General features: G+C 49.5%; 22 protein-coding genes. 11 read left to right on the top strand and 11 right to left on the bottom strand.

Features of this window, described 5'->3' with window-relative positions; genetic code table 11:
* Positions 1–13: 13 nt before the first annotated feature.
* The 3 genes from ACJJII_RS11495 to ACJJII_RS11505 form a co-directional block, all read right to left on the bottom strand.
* Entirely contained in the window at positions 14–904 is an 891-nt protein-coding gene (locus tag ACJJII_RS11495; RefSeq protein ID WP_444919232.1) for a hypothetical protein, read from the bottom strand.
* A 24-nt stretch (positions 905–928) separates the two neighbouring features.
* The gene (locus tag ACJJII_RS11500) at positions 929–1,351 is read right to left on the bottom strand and encodes a DNA polymerase III subunit chi (protein WP_444919233.1); all 423 of its coding nucleotides are present in this window, start codon (positions 1,349–1,351) and stop codon (positions 929–931) included.
* A gap of 129 nt (positions 1,352–1,480) precedes the next feature.
* A complete protein-coding gene (locus ACJJII_RS11505; protein ID WP_444919234.1) occupies positions 1,481–2,947 on the bottom strand; it encodes a leucyl aminopeptidase in 1,467 nt (488 codons plus the stop codon).
* Positions 2,948–3,136: 189 nt separating this feature from the next.
* On the opposite strand from ACJJII_RS11505, the gene lptF reads away from it, so the two are divergent.
* Both lptF and lptG read left to right on the top strand, forming a co-directional pair.
* Complete coding sequence (gene lptF / locus ACJJII_RS11510) at positions 3,137–4,267, top strand: LPS export ABC transporter permease LptF (RefSeq protein WP_444919235.1); 1,131 nt, start codon at positions 3,137–3,139, stop codon at positions 4,265–4,267.
* A complete protein-coding gene (gene lptG, locus ACJJII_RS11515) occupies positions 4,260–5,321 on the top strand; it encodes an LPS export ABC transporter permease LptG (RefSeq protein ID WP_444919236.1) in 1,062 nt (353 codons plus the stop codon). Before lptF ends, lptG begins: the two co-directional genes overlap by 8 nt.
* A 13-nt stretch (positions 5,322–5,334) precedes the next feature.
* Here lptG and ACJJII_RS11520 read toward each other — a convergent pair whose 3' ends face one another.
* Positions 5,335–5,829, bottom strand: coding sequence for an RDD family protein (locus ACJJII_RS11520; protein ID WP_444919237.1), 495 nt, complete (start codon positions 5,827–5,829; stop codon positions 5,335–5,337).
* A gap of 88 nt (positions 5,830–5,917) precedes the next feature.
* Positions 5,918–6,406, bottom strand: a complete 489-nt coding sequence (locus ACJJII_RS11525; RefSeq protein ID WP_444914514.1) for a hypothetical protein — start codon at positions 6,404–6,406, stop codon at positions 5,918–5,920.
* 165 nt (positions 6,407–6,571) lie between these two features.
* Between ACJJII_RS11525 and ACJJII_RS11530 the strand changes: the two genes are divergently transcribed.
* Entirely contained in the window at positions 6,572–6,724 is a 153-nt protein-coding gene (locus ACJJII_RS11530) for a hypothetical protein (RefSeq protein ID WP_413664650.1), read from the top strand.
* Positions 6,725–6,750: 26 nt separating this feature from the next.
* Here ACJJII_RS11530 and ACJJII_RS11535 read toward each other — a convergent pair whose 3' ends face one another.
* A complete protein-coding gene (locus ACJJII_RS11535; protein ID WP_444919238.1) occupies positions 6,751–7,440 on the bottom strand; it encodes a class I SAM-dependent DNA methyltransferase in 690 nt (229 codons plus the stop codon).
* Between the two features lie 84 nt (positions 7,441–7,524).
* Between ACJJII_RS11535 and ACJJII_RS11540 the strand changes: the two genes are divergently transcribed.
* The 4 genes from ACJJII_RS11540 to ACJJII_RS11555 are packed head-to-tail and all read left to right on the top strand — an operon-like array spanning position 7,525 to position 10,877.
* Positions 7,525–9,162: a GMC family oxidoreductase gene (locus ACJJII_RS11540; protein ID WP_444919239.1), complete on the top strand. Its 1,638-nt coding sequence runs from the start codon at positions 7,525–7,527 to the stop codon at positions 9,160–9,162.
* Positions 9,159–9,962: a putative RNA methyltransferase gene (locus tag ACJJII_RS11545; protein WP_444892963.1), complete on the top strand. Its 804-nt coding sequence runs from the start codon at positions 9,159–9,161 to the stop codon at positions 9,960–9,962. Before ACJJII_RS11540 ends, ACJJII_RS11545 begins: the two co-directional genes overlap by 4 nt.
* A 35-nt stretch (positions 9,963–9,997) precedes the next feature.
* Positions 9,998–10,453, top strand: coding sequence for a tRNA adenosine(34) deaminase TadA (gene tadA / locus ACJJII_RS11550; RefSeq protein ID WP_444919240.1), 456 nt, complete (start codon positions 9,998–10,000; stop codon positions 10,451–10,453).
* Positions 10,440–10,877 carry an ion channel gene (locus tag ACJJII_RS11555; protein WP_282933977.1) on the top strand — a complete coding sequence of 146 codons (438 nt, stop codon included), beginning with the start codon at positions 10,440–10,442 and terminating at the stop codon, positions 10,875–10,877. Before tadA ends, ACJJII_RS11555 begins: the two co-directional genes overlap by 14 nt.
* 11 nt (positions 10,878–10,888) lie before the next feature.
* On the opposite strand, the gene ACJJII_RS11560 is transcribed toward ACJJII_RS11555, so the two are convergent.
* A complete protein-coding gene (locus tag ACJJII_RS11560) occupies positions 10,889–11,992 on the bottom strand; it encodes a glycosyltransferase family 25 protein (protein ID WP_444919241.1) in 1,104 nt (367 codons plus the stop codon).
* Between the two features lie 280 nt (positions 11,993–12,272).
* Between ACJJII_RS11560 and ACJJII_RS11565 the strand changes: the two genes are divergently transcribed.
* A complete protein-coding gene (locus ACJJII_RS11565; RefSeq protein WP_444919242.1) occupies positions 12,273–13,478 on the top strand; it encodes a multidrug effflux MFS transporter in 1,206 nt (401 codons plus the stop codon).
* Positions 13,479–13,578: 100 nt separating this feature from the next.
* On the opposite strand, the gene ACJJII_RS11570 is transcribed toward ACJJII_RS11565, so the two are convergent.
* The gene (locus ACJJII_RS11570) at positions 13,579–14,079 is read right to left on the bottom strand and encodes a lactoylglutathione lyase family protein (RefSeq protein ID WP_444914509.1); all 501 of its coding nucleotides are present in this window, start codon (positions 14,077–14,079) and stop codon (positions 13,579–13,581) included.
* A gap of 90 nt (positions 14,080–14,169) precedes the next feature.
* On the opposite strand from ACJJII_RS11570, the gene ACJJII_RS11575 reads away from it, so the two are divergent.
* Positions 14,170–15,039, top strand: a complete 870-nt coding sequence (locus ACJJII_RS11575) for a LysR family transcriptional regulator (RefSeq protein ID WP_444919243.1) — start codon at positions 14,170–14,172, stop codon at positions 15,037–15,039.
* Positions 15,030–15,905, top strand: a complete 876-nt coding sequence (locus tag ACJJII_RS11580; protein WP_444906175.1) for a nucleoside deaminase — start codon at positions 15,030–15,032, stop codon at positions 15,903–15,905. Before ACJJII_RS11575 ends, ACJJII_RS11580 begins: the two co-directional genes overlap by 10 nt.
* An 8-nt stretch (positions 15,906–15,913) precedes the next feature.
* On the opposite strand, the gene ACJJII_RS11585 is transcribed toward ACJJII_RS11580, so the two are convergent.
* Positions 15,914–16,816 (bottom strand): LysR family transcriptional regulator ArgP, encoded by a 903-nt coding sequence (locus ACJJII_RS11585; protein WP_444906174.1) that lies wholly within the window; start codon positions 16,814–16,816, stop codon positions 15,914–15,916.
* Positions 16,817–16,946: 130 nt separating this feature from the next.
* Between ACJJII_RS11585 and ACJJII_RS11590 the strand changes: the two genes are divergently transcribed.
* Positions 16,947–17,567: a LysE/ArgO family amino acid transporter gene (locus tag ACJJII_RS11590; protein ID WP_282933969.1), complete on the top strand. Its 621-nt coding sequence runs from the start codon at positions 16,947–16,949 to the stop codon at positions 17,565–17,567.
* A 97-nt stretch (positions 17,568–17,664) separates the two neighbouring features.
* On the opposite strand, the gene ACJJII_RS11595 is transcribed toward ACJJII_RS11590, so the two are convergent.
* Positions 17,665–18,771: an acyltransferase family protein gene (locus tag ACJJII_RS11595; protein WP_444916293.1), complete on the bottom strand. Its 1,107-nt coding sequence runs from the start codon at positions 18,769–18,771 to the stop codon at positions 17,665–17,667.
* A gap of 205 nt (positions 18,772–18,976) precedes the next feature.
* Entirely contained in the window at positions 18,977–20,143 is a 1,167-nt protein-coding gene (locus ACJJII_RS11600; RefSeq protein WP_444916294.1) for a patatin-like phospholipase family protein, read from the bottom strand.
* Positions 20,144–20,321 lie beyond the last annotated feature (178 nt).

Genomic DNA, 20,321 nt, shown 5'->3' on the forward strand with positions numbered 1-20,321 from the left:
CTTAGGCCGTCTCTTAATCCCAAACGCCGAGCTCGTCGACCACGTGTTCTATTTGGGCGCGCAGGCGGCGCTCCAGTTTGGGTAGCTGCTGGGCGACGAGTTGCTCGATCAATTCCTGGCGCTGGCGCTCTTTGGCGGAGGGCTCAGGATCTGCGGCCGGATCTTCTTCGGCGGCTTGGGCCTCAGTGCTTGGAAGTTCAGCTTCTTTCTTTACTTCAGGGGCCGGGGCCACTGTTGTTGGAGCTTCTGTTTCCGGGGGCACTGGGGCTTCGGTTACTTGGGTATTTTCTTCAACTGGCAGGGGCCGTCCACCGGTGAGGCGGGAGCGAATATGATTTGGCAGGAACGGATTTTCCGCCTGGGGCTCCGGCTGCGGTTCGGGCTGTCTCTCCGGTTGGGCCTTTGGGAAAACTTCAGCTTTGGTTTCCCGGGAATTCTGCTCTAACGGTGTTTCAACCGGTTTATCTTCAACGGGCTCTTCTTCGATTTGCCCGGTTTCTGCGGAAGCCTGTGGTTCCTCATCCTCTACAGCCAGCTCTTGAAGCGGGCGCAAAAGAGCCAGGTCAGACTCTGCCAGCGACAGGGATTGCTGGGCCAGCATCTCTTCTTCAACCGGTGAAAATAAAATCGGCAGGTCGATATCTTCCAGTGAGGTGTCGATATCTTCGAACTCACTGGTAGCCGGTGTCCCACTGGGTTTTGGTATGTCGGCAATAGTGGGAAGTGTGGGGGGCTCAGGGGTTACAGGATTACCCTGCTTGGCCACCTGGCTGAGCACGGGGATTTCTTCATTGTTCTCGTCGGTGACAAGCAAGTTGTGCAGTGAATTAAGTTCATCCAGAAATTCACTGGGCTGCTTGCGCTGCTGTCCGCGTTGCTTGTGTTTGTTTTTTTTGCCGGACATGACTCTCGGACGTAGTTAAAGGCTCTAATTGATCTTATGGGATTGTAACGGATATCCGCGATCGCGGAAGTGACCAAATCGCAATCGGGACCGTTTTAATGGTTCCGGTTGTTGGATTACAACTTCTGCCAAGCGTTCAAAGCGGCTAAACCACTTGGGTACTTTGGAGCAGAGATTGATCAGTAAGCCGTGGTGATCTGCGGGGTCTTCGCCGCTGTTAATTTCTATTTGCGCCTGTTGGTTTTCAGTTTGCGGGGCGTGGGGCAGAAAACTGTCCTCGCGAAATGTCCACAGCAGTTGATCCATCTGCTCCGCCCGTTGCGCGTCGTCCACCGCGATTAATACCCGCATACCCGCGCGGAAGGCTTTCTCAGCCAGGCGGCAGGCAAAAACATCGGCGTGTTCCGGTTGGTCGGAAGAGAGAATATAGAAATCAATGCGAGTCATTACAGATACTGGTCAAATAATCCCGGCCATATTGATACGCTGCCAAAAACAAAAGCGGCCCATTAATCAATGGACCGCCCGGCGCGCCGGGCACCGATGGTGCCGGCGGCTATTGTGCGCTTTGGCTACTTATTTGCCCAGTAGATATTCAACCAGTAGGGGAACCGGACGGCCGGTTGCGCCTTTCTGTGCGCCGGACTTCCAGGCACTACCAGCAATATCCATATGTGCCCACTTGTAGTCTTTGGCAAAACGCGCCAGGAAGCAGGCAGCGGTTACTGAACCGGCTTCGCGTCCACCGATATTTTGGATATCGGCAAAATTGGAATCCAGGGAGGACTGGTACTCGTCCCACAGTGGCATTTGCCATGCGCGGTCGCCAGTAGTTTCGCCGGCCTGGAGGAGGCTCTTGGCCAGTTCTTCGTTATTGGCGTAGAGACCGGTGGCGTGATGGCCCAAAGCAATAACACAGGCACCGGTGAGGGTGGCGATATCAATCACTGCACTGGGCTTGAACTTGGCTGCGTAGGTGATCGTATCGCAAAGAACCAGGCGGCCTTCGGCATCGGTGTTGAGGATTTCGATGGTTTTGCCGGACATGGAAGTCACAACATCACCGGGCTTGCTGGCGCGGCCGCTGGGCATATTTTCAGCAGCGGCAACCAAGCCTACTACGTTGATAGAAGGCTGCAGTTCAACCAGGGCGTTCATTACGCCGAAGACACTGGCGGCACCGCCCATGTCGTATTTCATTTCGTCCATAGCCTGGCCCGGCTTGATGCTGATGCCGCCGCTATCGAAGGTGATGCCTTTACCGACCAATACCACAGGTTTTTCGCTGGCCTTGCCACCTTTGTAGTTCATGGCAATCAGCGCGGGGGGCTCGTCGCTGCCTTTGGAGACGCTGAGGAAAGCACCCATGCCCAGGGCTTTCATTTTCTTTTCGTCCAGCACGCTGGTGGTGAGCTTTGCATGTTTTTTAGCCAGCGCCTTCGCCTGGGCAACCAGGTAGTTGGGGGTACAAATATTGCCTGGGAGATCCCCCAAATCACGGGCGACATTGCTGCCCAGTGCTTGAGCGGCACCCACTTCCATGCCGCCTTGAATAGCTTTCAGCTGCTTTTTCTCTGGGGCGTGGATGGTGAATTTCGACAGGGGCAGGGGCTTTGCATCGGTGCGGGACAGGGTGTAGCGATAGCTTGCCAGGCCGGCGGCCATGGCGATTTGCTGTGCTTTCCAGCGATTATCGGCACCTTCAACTTCTACTTCGCACAGGTAGCTCGCGGCTTCTTTAAAGTTCTTTACCCCATTGGCACTGCTGGCTGCCAGCTTGCGGAATTCCGCCTGGCTGATGGTGCCTTTACCGGTGCGTACGACCAGAACGCGCTCGCTGGGAACGTCGATTAGATTGATCAGCTGGGTGCTGCCGGATTTGGCCCCCAAGTCCCCGCGCTTGAGGATTTTTGCAATCATTCCCCCGGTCAATTTATCCAGGCTTTTTCCACTTTCGCTGAGGTTATTTTTGGCATCTGCTGAAATAATAGAGCAGGCACTGCGTTGTTTACTGATATCTGCAACCTTGGCGGAGAACTGCATTTTTCGCTTTCCTTAAAATCTGACAATAGATTGCATGTCTCTAGGCCGAGACATAGCAAGAATTTTTAGTGATAATGCGTCGCACAAGTTTAACCCGCCTGCCTGTGGATTGCTGTACCTAGAGGGAAACTTGCTCGTTTTTGATTCAGACACCATCACACCGCTGTCATCAAGGAATTTGTTCGCCCTGTGATTATTTTTCGCTATCTCTGCCGCGAGCTGATGCTTGTCACGCTGGCGGTCAGCGCAGTTTTGTTGTTAATTGTGATGAGTCTCCGGTTCGTGAAGTATCTAGCGGAGGCTGCGACAGGTGATATTTCAGCGAATGTCCTACTTTCTCTGATGGGTTTCCGCTTGCCAGGGTTCCTGGAGTTGGTTCTACCAATGGGCCTGTTTGTCGGGATCCTATGGGTTTATGGACGCCTCTATATAGAAAGTGAAATGACGGTTCTGCACGCCTGTGGTTTCAGCGACTGGCGTTTGCTGGGTTACACCATGATTCCGGCTTTGATGCTGGCATTGGTGGTGGCATCAATGAGTTTGTATTTTTCTCCGGTGGGAATGGCGCGCTCTACCAGTCTGCTGAATGCCGAGAAGGCACGCAATGAGTTTGATCACCTAGTGCCCAAGAAGTTTGTATCCTCGCAAGGTGGCCGCGCGGTTTATTACGCTGATGCATTGAGCGAGGACAAGTCCACCATGCTGGGGGTATTCCTGGCTGAGTTGGGGGGCGCAGAAGAGGAAACTGAGGCTGATCAACAGGTTGTAATCCGTGCTCGTGAAGGTGTGCAGGAAATCGATCCCAAGACGGGGCTGCGCTATTTAGTATTACGCGATGGTTTTCGTTATGAAGGTGTTCCCGGAGAGCGGGAGTATCGCCAGATGAAATTTACCAGTTACTCAGTGATTCTTGAAGTGCCCCGCGAGCGCAGTCGCCAGCGAGACCAGATGGAATCGGCATCGACCCTAGATCTGCTTGATGGCGATACCCCTCAGCAGAAAGCTTACCTCTACTGGCGCCTGAGCCTTCCGGTTCTGGTGTTAGTCGTAGCTATTTTGGCTGTGCCTCTTTCTCGTACAAATCCTCGCCAGGGGCGCTTTGCGAAGATGATCCCCGCCATTCTGCTGTATATCACCTACCTGGTAATCCTACAGGGCCTCAGGGGGGCAGTTGAGGATGGCAAGATTACTAATCCAGCAATGATCTGGTTGGTGCACCCACCTTTCGTTCTAATAGGTTTGTTACTGTTGGCGGGAAGAAGTTGGCGCAAGGCGCCACCCAAGCGGTTACCCGGGGTTGAGGAGCTGCCAAATGAATAAGCTTGACCAGTACATTGCTCGCACAGTCTTAGTTTCAGTGGGAGCGGCTTTGCTGATTATCCTCGGCCTCACGGTTGTCTTTGCCCTAGTGGATCAGCTGGGAGACTTGAAGAAGGATTATGGTTTTATTGACGCAATCAAATACGTCGCCTGGACATTACCAGCGCGTATTTATGAACAACTGGGTTTTTCTGCTCTTGTTGGTTGCTTGGTGGGGTTGGGATCGCTGGCGGGCACCAGTGAGCTGACTGTTATGCGGGCGGCAGGGGTTTCAATTGGTCGGATTACTTGGGCAGTGATGAAACCTATCATGCTGCTGATTTTAGTGGGCTTGGCGCTAGCGGAATTTGTTATTCCAAAGACCAATGTGATTGCCGAGAGTGACAAAGCCCGGGCATTGGGTGAGCTGGAGGCGAGCGGTCTGGAAAGAGGCCTGTGGCTGAAAGACAGCGGCGAGTTTGTTCACTTCAACGCGGCACTGCCAGATGGTGAACTTTACGGTGTTACCCGCTACCACTTCGGTGCAGATCGAGAGCTGGAGCAAGTGGAGTTTACTCAGCGCGGCCATTTTGATGGCGAGCGTTGGGAGTTGGAGAATAGCCGCACGACCATCTTTACCGGTGAGCATACAGAGAGTGAGGTGGTACCTACGACCGAATGGAAGGCGGAGATTTCGCCAGAGCTATTCGCCTTAGTGGTGCCTCTGCCGGCAGATTTGTCTCCGCGTAACCTGTGGGCTTACGGCAAATTTCTCGATCGTAAAGGTGAGGATTCCAGTCGCTATTGGCTGCAGTTCTGGAAAAAAGTATTGCAGCCACTCACTATCGCCAGTTTGGTAATGGTAGCGATTTCCTTTATTTTTGGCCCTCTACGGGAAGTAACCACCGGATTTCGTGTGTTTATCGGATTGGTGGTTGGCCTGGTGTTCCAGTTTGTCCAGGATATGCTGGGGCCATCTTCCCTGGTATTTGGCTTCCCGCCTTTCCTTGCGGTGTTACTACCGATATTGCTGTGCTTTGGCGCGGGATGGTATCTACTGCAGCGGGCCCGTTAGGGCCCCTAGTCATCTACTTTTTCAACTTCTTTGGAAGTACGCGCACCTCGGATTCGGAGATAAGGTCATGCCACGTGGCCTTGTCGGATCTGGCCCAGGCAGAGAAGTAACCGAGTCCCAAACAAGCAATAGATATCGGCGCTACGATGGCGCGAAGGATGCACTGGCGCCAAGTGAGCTGGGCTCCGTTTGGGCTCGCCAGCAGCAGACGCCAGGCGCGCATCCCCACAGTTTGACCCGCAGCCCTCCAGGACCAGAAATAATACCCTACGATAACCGCTAGGGCGCCCAGCTGGAAGAATGGTCCACTGACACAGGGGTTGTAGTCATTTGCCTCGGGCTGGCAGTTGAGGCCCACCACGGTAGAGGCAACCATCAGCGCGATAAAGCCGTAAACTACCAGTAGGCCCATCAGTATCAGCAGATCGTAGAGCAGTGCGGCCAGGCGTGGGCCCACCCCGGCAACGGGGAGTTCAGGAAAGGATTTGGGGGTATTCGAGCTACTCACGGTTATCTCCGCCGGTTTTAGGTGGCGGAGATTCTAACAAACCTGTAAACGGGGAAGGAGAGGTAGCGCGCCTGAGTTCAGGGGCTTCCTAAAACTCCAGCTCAAAAGAGAACTTGAATTTGTCGTCGGACAGAGAGATGCCGTAGTCCACCGAGCTGCCAATCTTACCCTTATTGTTGGTGTACCTGAGCAAGCCTGTACGTGCGGCGCGGGAGTTTTGTGCCTTGTAAGTCTCAAGCCCCATTCGCAGGATTTTGGACAGAGCTTTGCCGCCTTTCAGAGGCTTAAACTCATCTGGATTGGTGTGCATCTGCAGCCATTGGTAATTCAGGCGTCGCTGTACGTTGCTCATACTATTGGTGCGCAAGTACTCGGCGGCCTGGACCAGGGCTTCGTTATCCATTGCAAATGCACTGTCGGAGAAAAACAGACTGCCGGATTCCATATTCAGGGTTTCATGGGAATCCGGGATAAATAACTCATCGGCAGAACAGACGCAGCACGCGGGCAGAAGAAATAGGCCAACGGTTTTTGGCACTAGTTGATTGGCGCTGAATCGGAAACTGCAGAGTAGCATTCTGTTTACCCCTGGGTGTCAACTTCTCATTTCGATAGCCGCAAGCGGTCGTTGAATTTATTATGGGTCACCCTTAACAAAGCATTTTTTCGAATTAATTAGGCGGCTGATGCAACTCCACTTACTGGACAGTCCGAAAAAGTCAGCTCTTTCCTTGGAGGCCGCATGAAATGGATACTTTTTCATTTTTGTCTAAGTGGTCGCGAGCGTGAGCAGGAGCCCGCCAATGTTTTTTTATTATTGTTTTGGTATTTCTGTGCCAACGCTGATGAAAAAATTGTCTTGAATAGCTCCTCTTTCCACCGGATCGGGGCTTAGGTGCCAGGAAAGAGTTCCAAAATGCGCTACCGCAAAATTCTCCCACAAATAATCAGTGAGGATGGGGTTGGTTGGCTATCGGCTCTGGGTTCGTGAATCGCTTCTATGGTAAAGCCGTTGCTGCGAAATAGCTGGACCCAACTTTCCAGGGTGCGGAAATACCAGGGAGCGGCCTCTTCAAAATCTCCCTCAATACCTTCCCAAGATCCCGGGCGCCATCCATCTCGATAGGGCTCATTACCGCAGGCTTGATGGGGGTGAAGAGTTTGGATGACAAAATACCCACCGGGCAGCATTAACTCGCGTGCATTGCCGAATAGTTGCTCGACAGATTCCTTTCCGATGAGGGAGAAGTTGCACACGATAAGTTCAAACTGCTGTTCCAGTTTTTCGGCGCAAATTTCTTCGTATTGCAATCGCCGGTAGGACTCATTGGCGCCTGCTCGAGCGCTGGCAATATCCACTAAATCTTTAACGCCATCGACACCACAGACTCGAATACCTTGCTCCGCCAGTTTTCTGCTGAGCCAGCCTTCACCGCAACCGATATCTAAAATGCTTGCTGGTTGGTACGCCATGATTGTGCTGACAATGGCGGCATCACTAACCAGTCGGCGGCTGGGAATGGCGGCATTGTCTACTACTTTAGTCCACTCATGAGCATTCTTATGCCAGCAGGTGAGTACCTGATCATCACTGAATTCGGAATTGGGCATGCTTGGGTGACCTCCAGCCTGTCATTATTCACAGCTTGAGTGTACCGTCAGTGGACCATCCAGCTACAAAGGTGCTGAGGTCCCATGTCCACTCAAATGATTTTTGATTATGTGATCGTAGGTGCCGGCTCCGCCGGTTGTGTTTTAGCAAATCGGCTCAGTGCCGAAGAGCAGAATCGAGTTTGTCTTCTGGAGGCGGGTCCTAAAGATCGGAGCCCCTTGATCTCCATCCCTGTGGGTATTGGCGAGTTGCTACCGGGTACTCGCTATAACCTACACCACCATACCACGCCACAAAAGCACCTGAATGACAGGAAACTGTTTTGGCCGAGGGGCAGGACCCTTGGGGGTAGTAGTTCTATAAATGCCATGGTTTATATCCGTGGTAATAGCGATGACTACGATGCCTGGGAAGCGGAGGGTAATCCCGGTTGGGGTTGGAAGGGCTTGTTGCCTTACTTCTTAATGTCGGAAGGCAATGAACGGGGTACTGATGCGCACCACAGTGGCTACGGCCCTCTGTCGGTCTCGGATTTAAAGTGGAAAACCCGATCGGGGCATGCTTTTTTACGCGCAGCTGAGTCCCTGGGACACCGGCCGAATAATGATTTTAATGGCAGCCAGCAAAATGGCGTGGGTTTTTACCAAGTAACCCAACGGCGCGGGCGCCGCTGCTCTGCCGCTACAGCTTATCTGCACCCAGTTTCTAGCCGTTCTAACCTACATGTTCGTACCAACAGCCAGGTGGCGAGGATTATTCTCAGGGGAGAGAAAGCGACCGGCGTCGAATTGCTTGATGGCACTAAAATCCTGGCGAACAAGGAAGTGATTTTAAGTGCGGGTGCTATCCAGTCGCCACAGCTATTAATGCTGTCTGGTATTGGGGATCAGGACCAATTGCGTAAATCTGGAGTGACTTCGCAAGCGCACCTTCCCGGTGTTGGAAAAAACCTGCAGGACCATCTGGATATCATACAAGTAGTGGAAGCCTCTGAAGCGGTTAGCTTTTCCGAGGCACTATGGCCGAAGCTCCTCACCGCAATGCGCCTGCCAGAACTGATCTTTTTAAATAAAGGGCCCTTAACCAGCAATGTGGCCGAGGCGGGGGGCTTTGCCAGTTCCAGTCTGGCGGGTGGCAACCCGGATATTCAGTTCCACATGACGGCAGTTCCAACTTTCCAGCATGGGTTTAATAAGCGCACCTGCTACGGTTACTCCCTTCACGCCTGTGCCCTGAGGCCTAAGAGTCGCGGTGAGATCACTCTGGACTCCACCGATCCACGCAAACTGCCCAGAATTGAACCCAATTACCTGAGTGAGCCCGAGGATCTGCAGGTAATGGTGGAGGCATTTGAAATGGCACAGGATATCCTCGCCCAGGAGGAACTGAGTCGCTACAAGAAAAAGTCCTTGCGCCCAGAGCAGAAGTTGAGTGATAGAGAGTCAATCATCCACTATATTCGCCAGCATGCAGAATCCATCTACCATCCGATAGGTACCTGTCGAATGGGGAGTGATGAATTGGCTGTAGTGGACAGCGAGCTAAAAGTACACGGTGTGGATGGACTGAGGGTTGTGGACGCCTCCATAATGCCCACCCTGATCAGTGGCAATACCAATGCGCCTGTGATCGCTATTGCGGAGAAGGCGGCAGATTTGATTATGCAGCAGTCTTCGCGCTCGTTTGTAAAAGAGAATAGACACACTCAGGAAGTTGAATGATTTGGCAATGCCCGCTTTGTGCTGCCCCCTTAACTTTAGGAAAAGATACTTGGCACTGTACCAACCGACATAGTTTTGATCGCGCGCGTGAGGGCTACGTCAATTTGTTGCCCGTTTACCGCAAGCGCCGCAAAGATCCCGGTGACTCTTCGGAGATGCTTCACGCGCGGCGGCGCTTTCTTCACGCCGGCTACTATCGGCCTCTGGTTGATAGTATTTCGGCGCTCTTGCCCTACAAGCCCGGCCGCCGTTTGCTGGATATCGGTTGCGGTGAGGGGTATTACCTGCGGGAGCTTGAGTCAGCCGGCTGGCATGGTCACGGCCTTTCCGGTATCGACATTTCAAAATCCGGCGTGCGTATGGCGGCCAAGCGCGACAGTGGCGCCCAGTTTGTGGTTGCCAGCAATGTGAATTTGCCGGTGGTCTCGGAGTCGGTGGATAACCTGCTGAAGATCTTTGCCCCAGCCCCCGATCATGAAATGGAGCGGGTGATTAAAGTCGGTGGTCATCTGGTAGATGTATCCCCTGGCCCCGATCACTTGTGGACACTAAAGAACTACCTCTATAAAGAGCCGCGTAAACATCCCGCACCCAAAGTGATTGAGAAATTGACGCCGGAAGTCGATATGCGCTGCTCTTTCCCGTTTGTATTGAAGGGCAAGCAGGCCATTTCAGATTTCCTTGCTATGACGCCTTTTGCCTGGAAGGGCAACCGTGAAGAACGGCAGAAACTCGAAGAGCGCGACAGCCTGGAGCTGGAAGCGGACTTTGTTATTCGTCGTTTTATTAAACATAAATAACAGGCATTTGATAGTAGAGGTAATAGAACAGCGTTATGGCGACTCCCAGAGACTTTGGATTTATGCGGCGAGCCCTGGAACTTGCACAACTCGCTGCTGAGCGCGGTGAAGTACCGGTGGGTGCGGTTTTGGTCCAGGATGGAACAATCATAGGGGAGGGCAGTAATCGCCCGATTGGGAATTGTGACCCCAGTGCCCATGCGGAAATCGTAGCCCTGCGGCAAGCGGCAGATAAACAACAAAACTACCGCCTGCCAAACACCACTTTATATGTGACGATTGAGCCCTGTACTATGTGCTTTGGCGCAATGGTACATGCGCGGGTAGGGCGGCTGGTATATGGCGCTACCGAGCCCCGGGCCGGTGTTGTTGAGAGCCAGCTGGAATTGGCACAGGCCAGCTTTTTCAATCACAAGATTACGGTGGAGTCGGGAGTCATGGCGGAAGAGGCAAGCAATTTAGTGCGCGAGTTCTTTCATGATCGACGCTGATCTGGCATTTGCTTTCGTGGTGAATTCGATAGTTGTCGCCACGGTCGTCCTGATTCATCACGAAGTATTGAGTGCCCTTGCCCGTATCGGTCGCTGGATACCAATTAAGCATAACCTGGCGATTGTGATGGGGGTGTTTGGCGCCCTGATCGCCCATGTGGCTGAAATATGGCTGTTTGCCTACTGTTACTACTTTATGGTGAATTCGCCTTACTTTGGCACTTTGGTGGGTAATTTTAATGGCAGCCTGTTGGACTGCGCTTATTTCTCATTTACCACTTATACGTCACTGGGTTTCGGTGATATCGAGCCCCTGGGGCACCTGCGTTTTACCGCTGGCCTTGAAGCCCTTACGGGACTGGTGATGATTACCTGGACCGCTTCTTTTATGTTTTTAAAAATGCAGCGTTATTGGGAGAATTGATCGCAGGGTTCTTAAGATTTAATTCGCGCCGTACGCCCTGTGCGTTGTGTGGGTTTTTCTGCTGGATAGAACTCTTTTGAGTGGAGCCTTAAATAAAAGTGCCTGCCCACACTGCGCCAGAGTTTTCCGAAAGGGTGCAGCCAATAGAGCCACCGGGCGACTTTTGTGCGGTGGATATTGGATTTAACAATATTGGAGATGTGTTCGTTTTCCCATAAAAGATGTGGCTCAACGCCATACAGTTTTAGGTCAAATTGCCAGAAGTGATCGAATACCTTGTCGATGGGTTCGAAAATACGGCTGGCATATTTTAAGACTTTCTCCATACCGCGCCGGTTAATCAAATATCCCTGTGCTCCACACCACCCCCTCTCTGGTCGTACTAACTGATGAACACCGTCATTCAAGGTTTGCACGACTTTTCGCTTGCGGACTTTAAGTCCCATCAGTCGAATCATCTCGATATTTTCAGGGAGTTGCTCTAACTCCGCTAAGACGCGGCCAAATGAGGGTTCTAGCTGTACATCATCTTCCAGAATACAGACCCGGTCCAAGCCGGAGCGGTATGCCCGTCGAATTGCTCTCAAGTGGGCGAGATAGCATCCAATTTCGGAGCTTTTGAGTTCGCACAAGTGGCGCCACCGGGTGACGTTACTCGCGATATGCTCATTGTCTTCCAGTTCCGGAATGCCTGAGCGCCCATCAATCCCATCAATCGTGTTGATATGCAGTCGCTGCATTTTCCCGGCGCTGAGTAATAGGTCAACGTCATCACTGTTTGGTTGCAGAGTGATAATCCAACAGGGGGTATTGGCGATATAGGGTCGCTGACGGCGGCCGCGCGGGGTAATTGGGCGTCTGGAGCTTAAAGGGAGGCGGCGACGTTGTCTTGTTGGTGGGGAAAGCGGGTTCCGCTTGGGCTTGTGGCTGGTAGCAGCCAGCAGGCCAGGCAAAAATTCCTGAGCTACCACAGTTGCTAGAATGACAGGGCTTTTCCACCAGGGGGCGCTGATGAAGTGCCGGGCACCACAGGAGCCCCCTGGACGCTTGGAGGTCAGGGTTGGAATACCTTTATTTATACCGTCTGCAGACGGTATAGAAGCGTCATGGGCCATTAACTCCCCTGATCTTATGGTCCTAAGTTAAGTTGCTACGATTGAAGGTTAAGGTTTGACCTGCCAGTCCGAAAAGGATGGGGGAACTTACTACTGTTGTGGAAGGAAAGAATACACCGCACTCGAGACACGCCGTGAATACATCCCTGTAAGCTCCTAATCGGCATCCATGCCTCATAGGGTCCCAAGTGCGGTGTATTCTTTCCTTCTCCCTTTTTAGCAATTGTGAGAGGTGTCTTGTAGAGGTGCCAAGGTGGAGTTGGCTCAATAGGGACTGTGGATGAACTCAGGCTTTATAAAAATGGCGTTGATCCTGGGGCTTTTGAGCTCTGTTGGTCCTATGGCCATTGATATGTATCTGCCTGCATTACCTGCGATGACAAAGGCCCTCGACACCTCAACCCAGGTCGCGTCCTATACGTTGATGGCTTATTTTATTGCGTTCGGGGTGTGTCAGATTTTTTATGGCCCCGCTTCCGATATGTTTGGCCGCAAACCGCCGCTCTATTTTGGTTTGCTGGTTTTTACTTTCGCATCTATTTGTTGTGCCCTGGCAACCACTATCGAGTGGTTAATTGCCTTCCGTTTCTTACAAGGAGTGGGTGCCGCCTCGGTAATGTCGATTCCCCGTGCAATAATTCGAGATTCTTATACGGGTACTCAAGCAACTCGCCTTCTTACGACAGCAATTCTTGTCCTTTCAATTTCTCCTATGTTGGCCCCATTAATTGGTAGTTTGCTATTAATTTCGTTTGGTTGGCGCAGCATATTTTGGGGGATATCCATTGCTACTTTTTTAAGTCTGATACTTGCTATTACAAGCCTTCACGAAACCTTACCAGTGAATAAGCGCATACCATTTAAAATAGGTGCGCTGCTTGAGTCTTATTCGATATTACTACGTGACCCGATCTATATAGGGCTTACTTGTATAGGAGGGTTTGGCTTCGCTAGTGTACTTGCTTTTTTTGCGGCAGCTTCATTCTTATATACGAATTACTACGGATTGACCCCAACCGAATTTAGTCTCGCTTTTGCTCTGAATGCGCTTAGTTTCTTCCTGTCGAGTCAATTTTCGGCAAATTTCGGTGCCCGTTTAGGGATGGTGAAGCTGGTAAAGTGGGGTGTGACTGGATTTGTAATAAGCTCGGTGACTATGTATTTAGTGATAGAGGCCGGTTTTGATCATCTCGTACTACTGATATGCATGCTTATCGTATGCAATATGTTTCTCGGCTTGGTTCTTCCGACAGCATTTATTCTTTCCATGGAAAGACATGGGCCTATAGCGGGAACGGCTTCTGCCCTGGCTGGTACTATGCAGTTGTCAATCGGGGCTGTAGCTATCCTGGTAACCAGTTTGGTTTTTAATGGAACACCAGAATCACTTGCTGGGGTAATTGCGGTGTGTGGAATTTTGGCCTTTGTGGTTTCCTGGTTGGTTTTGCGTAATGTAGTCAGCATCACAGCAGATCAGAGCGATTGAGTAATACCAAAATAAATTAGGGAGCCTCTTAATAACTCCGTGCCGGCATTTCACTCAGCATCGTTCGAGTGATGCTGAGTGAATTCTGGAGTGCTTATTATCAGTAGGCACCAGCACTGTAGATCAGCTCATAGCTGTGGCTGTAAATTTCCAGAATGTTGCCAAAAGGATCTTCCATATAAATCATGCGATAAGGCTTTTCACCGGGGTAGTAATAACGGGGCTCCGGCATACGTTTTTTACCACCGGCCGCTACAATCTTATCCGCCAGTTCTTCCAGGTTGGGGTCTTGCACGCAGAAGTGAAAGATACCGGTTTTCCAGTATTCAAAATTATCTTCTGGGTTTTCCTGATTGCTAAACTGGAATAGTTCTACGCCAATCCTGTCCCCTGTCGACAAGTGAGCAATGCGGAAACTACCCCAGTTTGGGCCAAATACGTCGGTGCACATTTCACCGATAGCGCTTTTGTCCTCTGTGATATCTGTGGGCTTCATAATCAGGTACCAACCAAGTACCTCTGTGTAAAACTTCACAGCCTCTTCAAGGTTCGGCACTGAAATACCGATATGAGAAAAGGTTCTCGGGTATGCGCTACTCATAGCTGTCTCCTTTGTTGAATGCGGTTAAGTTACAGCTTCAAATTCATTACGTATAATTATCATTTGTAATATTTTTAAGTAGCATTCGTAATGATAAATCCAGTGTGGTTAAGAAGCTTCTGTACCTTAGCTGAAGAGGGGCACTTTACTCGTACGGCGGATCGCTTGCATATGACTCAGTCTGGGGTCAGCCAGCATATACGCAAGTTAGAGGAGCACTTAGGTGTCGCTCTGTTAGTTAGACAGGGTAAACACTTCACGCTCACGGATGCTGGTGATCGGCTCTACCGGGAAGGGCAGGGGATTATTCAGAAGCTTGCCAGCCTGGGGCAAATTGTTGGTGAAGACCCTCCCCACCATGGGGATGTGCGAGTAATGTGCCCCGGGAGTGTGGGGCTGAAGCTCTACCCCAAGTTGTTGTCCCTGCAGAAAATCCATCAGGGTTTATCGATGAGCTGCCGTTTCGCTCCCAACCTGGATGTAGAGAAGGCCATTGCGGAAAACGGCGCTGATATTGGATTAATGACTAGCCCGCCACAAGCAGAGGAGCTTGATAGTCGGCCGATCGCCAGTGAAAGGTTGTTGCTAGTGACGCCGGCTGAAGTAAAAACTCCTGACTGGGAGAAGCTTTTAGCGCTGGGCTACATAGGCCACCCGGACGGTATACACCATGCGAGTCTATTATTGGGAGCAAACTTCCCGCAATTTAGAAGTCTTGAAGCTTTTCAACAAAAAGGGTTTTCCAATCAGATCAGTTTAATACTGGAGCCCGTTAGTATGGGATTGGGTTTCACAGTTTTACCTGCCTATGCGGTAAGTGCATTTCGAAAGCCGAAATTGATTAAGGCACATAGCCTTGAAAATCCTGTTAGTGAGACACTATATTTGGCGCTTAGGCGCACTCAACTTGTACCCGCCAGAGTCAGGTTTATTATTGGTGAAATGGAGAAATGGCTTTAATCGGGCTCCTAAGTATCAAAAAGCTGAAAATTTTTGGTAAAAATACCGGGTTGTTTCGCCTCCTGTTATTTTTGGCTTTATCACAATTTTCTCTTGTGGGAATAGCTAAAGCCGAGAGTGTTAAAGATGAGCAAGATAAGATACTGATGTTGTTGGCTTACTCTATAGTATTACAGGACTGGGTCAGACCTACTGATAAAAATAAAAGAGGCCATAATATTGGTGCGGTTTTATTTGATAATGATGCCAAGAAAATAGTCGGGGCCCAACTAAATTCAGTTTTGCGTTGCGATGACAAAACTCAACACGCTGAAGTGCGTTTAATGCAGCAGTGTCTATCAGAGAAATGTCTCGGAGAAAAAAGTCAATATTTGACCAAAGCCAATGTTACGATCTACACATCTTTAGAGCCCTGTATGATGTGTAGCGGAATGATGATTTTTTTGGGCGTTTCAGGTGTTGTATACGGGCAAACTGATCCAGACTATGGTCAAAGTATTGAACGACTTAAGCAAAGTTTTGACAAAAATTGTGGCTATGAGCATTCTCAGTGTATCGTAGATAAACCGGGAAATTATTACACTCGCCGTATAACTTCAGAACCATCGAAGCTTTTACAGAAAGAGAAGCTGGATGGGGCTTACTTTAATTATGAATTACTACATGGAGACTATATTGTTAGCTTCCTATTGAGTGGCGATGCTAAAGAAATTTATCAGGAAGCTTTTCGGAACTTCAAGAATCTGGATATTAGGCATAAGGAAAATCGGTATATATATCGCCAAGCACTTTCAACCCTAAAACAGCTGGAAAATGGTGAACTGCAGTTGGGTTACTGTCCATCCTGGCAGTCGCACCATCACTAACTATTCGACTATTGGTTTAGAGCTTTTCGAGCATGCTCTGTGAGGTTGATAGTGATCTCTTTAATCAATTTCGATTTTAAGTTCCAAACATGCCAGTAAAGAGGAATTTTCAAATACTGGTCTTCAGCGAGTTTCACCAACTTTCCACTTTTTAGCAGGCTGGCGATCTGAATATCTGGCGCCATTCCCCAACCCAGCCCCAGAGTTAAGAAACTGAGGAAGCTCTTTGAAGAGGGGATTTCATGAGATGGGTACTGGCCAGTCTCCACTCCCCAAAACTGTTTAAGGTAACGACTCTGCAATTGATCCTTATAGTTGAACTCCACTGTGGGAGCGTAGTGGAGCTCTTCAACCTTAATCGGGTCTGAAAAAAACTTCTTTTTGAAGGCCTTAGTGCATACTGGGTAATAGGCCATATGACCGAGCAGTACTGATTGGCAGCCCTGGAGGTTACTGGTTGTTGAACTGATACAGCCAATGACTTCACCATTCTTCAGCAGTTCATGGGTAGCGTCCTGATCGTCAACCTTTAGATCCACGAGCAACTGCTGGGATCGAATCAATGGTGTGATGGCAGCCAGGAACCAGGTATCCAAGCTATCTGCATTCAGTGCGATCCGAACCTTATTCTGGTTGCTATAGCGACTCTTGCCCCCCTCTGGATCGATATCAGTGAGAAGCTCTTGCTGTAACAAGTGCATTTGCTGGTAGTACCCCAACACTTTGAGGCCGGCTTCAGTGGGTCGCAAAGGGTTGGAGCGTATCAATAGGGCTTGGCCAACCTGGCTTTCTAAGGCTTTGATTCGTTGGGAAATCGCAGACTGGCTGACATGGAGTAGGGCGGCAGCCTTGTCAAAACTGCGCTCCTCTATGACAAAGGCAAAGGCCTGGAGTTGCTTTAGGTCTAGCATAAGAATTTCTTATGAGGGATCAGTATAATTAAGTTTACTTATTCTAGTTTGACTCTTAATCTCGCGCCACTATTAAGGCCCGCAGCCCTGCGGGCACTTCCAAATTAGAGAATGAAGCACAGGAGGCATCGTGTTTTCAGGGTTGTTGCTGGCGCCGCTCGCAAAAGGTTTTTTGACTACCATCAGTTTGATTATGGCGATCGGAGCGCAGAATGCGTTTCTGCTGACGCAGAGTATCCGTCGACAATATCACTTTAGTATCGCGGCTTTATGCGTACTGATGGATATTGCCTTGATTACAGGTGGTGTGTTCCTGGTTGCAAATCTCGCACAAGCGGGTGGCGACTGGATGATCTGGCTGACCTGGCTCGGTGCTGCTTTCCTGTTCTCCTACGGTGCTATGGCTTTCCGTTCGGCCTTCACTAACAAAGGTCTTGGAGAGCAAAAAGAGTGGATGAAATCCCGCCGCTCTGCCTTGATTACCGCGGTAGCCTTAACCCTGCTTAATCCACACGCGTATGTGGACACGGTTGTACTGATTGGCTCTGTAGGGGCGCAGTATGCTGGCAATGGAACCTGGTTTTTTGTGCTGGGGGCATGTAGTGCATCCCTGCTGTGGTTCACCCTTCTTTCAGTGGGTGGCAGCATGATGCAGCCGCTATTTAAGAACCCCAGAACCTGGCAGGTACTCGATGTACTGGTGGGCATTATGATGTGGACTATTGCTATCAGCTTGTTGTGGGCGCAGTAGACACTCAATAATGGCTGCTAAAAATAGCCGTAGACTAATAAGTCTACGGCTATTTTTTTGCTTCCAGGCCCTTAACTTATTCCTATAGTTTTCCACACTAACCCCCCCTTAACATTTCCCCTGACCTGTTTAACCCGCCATTTCGATCGCTCAAAAAGCGCCCAAATTGCATGCAGGGCCTCTCCACCAGCCAATAAATGGCTGCCGCCAAAGCGAAGCTAAGTAGTGTAACTGCCACAAGCAACGTGGATAGAGAAATACTTGTAATCTCTTGTCCCCAAGGTTGGCTTATGGCCCAGCTGACGAGAAAGACCACGATTAAATGAAACAGGTAAATGGAATAACTGATAGTCCCCAGAGCGGCTAAATGTCGTATTGGCTTTGGTGGAAGTAATACAAAAACGAGGAAGATAGCTAAAGCGATGAAATGAGATGATACAAAGCGGAGGGGAGTTTCGCTGATCGACTTACCTAGTAGGTGCATGGCCATAACGAGTAGTGGTATCGAGAAAGTCGAAACCAGGCCCCAAAGCATATAACGATAACCGCGCCTTGTTTCGTAGCAATACCTGAGTAGGGTTCCGCAGAACATAACTGCGATAGCAAAGGGGAGGTAAGTAGTGGTGGCGGGAAGCTGGGAAATTGGAGTGGATGATTGCCCTAAAAGTTGCATGCTGACAAATACCGATAGTGCCCCCCAGCACACTAAGAATAGATATCTGGGATTCCCTAGTAGTTGAAGGGTGAACATCAGTGCGCAGAGACAGTAAAAAAGCAGCTCTGCAGTGAGAGTCCAATATAGAATCTGAACACTTTCAAACCCCATAAGGCCTTGCAGCATTGTGGTATTGGCAAGAATGGTAGATGCAGAGAATGTTCGGCCAGCGAGCAACCATGTAAGTCCGATAATTGCAGTCAGAGATAACCAGTAAGCAGGATACAAGCGGAAGAAGCGGCGGATAGCAAAGCTTTTGAGAGTATGGTTAGATGCAAGAAGACTGTGGGGAATGACAAAGCCGGATATTAGGAAAAAGCAAAGTACACCTATCCTGCCAAAATCCAGTTGACTGATAAATTCAGCCAGTGCCGAGCCGTGCTGGGCGATGGATGGGTTGCGGATAAATACTTCACTACTGTGTTGCCAGACAACCAAAGTTGCAGCTAGCCCCCGTAGCACATCGAGATTAAGAAGGCGTGTGTTCATTGCTAACGACCTATATCCATGGTCAATCCAAGAAGGTATGGGCATGATCTTACCTTGCCTAAGTTGAACACACTATCTGTATTCTGTGTGATTCAACTCAAATCTTCGGGCCTTCATACATGCCAATCCATTGATGGCTTCTCATCCAAGGCAATGCTGAATGGCAAGCTCAACTGAATAGGTGAAGTATTCTCCGGCGTTATAGTTAGCCTTTGTCCTTGAGGGTGTTTACCACCTGATCAACCTCCGTTTTATTTTCCTCAAGAAGCCTATCTGCTAGAACTTTCAGCTTCTTACTTGCTTTATAGTCAAATGGGTCAACATATGGATTAACAAGCTCTACATTTAAGTAGTTATATTTTATTCGCCCTTTAGGGCTAAGGGATTGTGCGATTTCCAAGGTGTATACTTGTTGGTCATCCATGGACCTCTGTACATTAGATATAAGGTCTTTCACCCAATTAATTCTTCCCCAGTTTTTTAAGTTTCTGTAGTTGGCTTCCATTGTACTCAGTGGAGACGTTCCGGCCCCGAGAATTAGCACATAGTAGTTTTTTTCAGGAAACTCTCTAATAATTTCGCGTAAAACAATACTGGCCGGATTATTTGCGTATATACCAGCGTCGGCATAATAGCGCTGATGAATATCTCGTCCAGTAGTTACGAACTCGACAGGTGGGTATAGAGTCTCCGCACTAGCTGCCGCTGTTACAAGTTGATACAGTGTGTCTGTGGGCAGTTTACTGACTGCTTCACCACGGTTTTTGAAGAGTTGAAGCTGGCCCATATGAATATTGAGAGAGGGGATGATGACGTAGTTCTTCAAACTCGTAAACTTCAATTTTTCAGTGTAATGCTTTTCCATGGTTTCGCTTAAACGCTCACCGCTAAAGCGAGGAGAGATAAAACCATTAAAGGTTAGTAATTTGTGATACCAGGGTACGGAGAATACGTATCTGCTATCTTGTTTATAAATATCAATAATTTTATCACTTTGGGATTTAAGATTTTCAATCCCTGGATGATCATCGTCAAATGATTCTTGAGTTACATTGAGGCCAGTAGCGATGATGGCGCCAGTGGATACTCCACTAAAAACATCAAACAATTCATCAATAGGCTTGCCGGTCTGCTCTTCGATATGTTGAATGACATAGAGCGGTATCAAACCACGTATTCCACCGCCATCTATAATAAGGATGTTGATAGTATCTTTGTCTTTAAGGGAAGCATTACTTTTGATGAACTCTTTAGCAACAGGGTGGGCGTCATACTGAATACTTTGGGTCAGTCGATAATTGTAGACGTATACCAAGCCTAAAAACGCTACGATAACTAATATGGTGAGGGCTGACGCTAGCCGAAGTTTCATTGATCTTCCTGAACGCTAAACTCTTAATACAGTGAGTGTGACAAATCAGATTAGTTTTATTTCTTTGGGTTATTTAAAAGTTATTTAAGGCTGTTTTCTTATCTTGCTTTGGGACTGTGATAGGAAGTTAAGCTCTATTGGCGGTTCTTATTCGAATGAGAAAAAATCGTAATTTCTA

It is taken from the genome of Microbulbifer maximicatervae (SeqCode) (assembly GCF_052467825.1).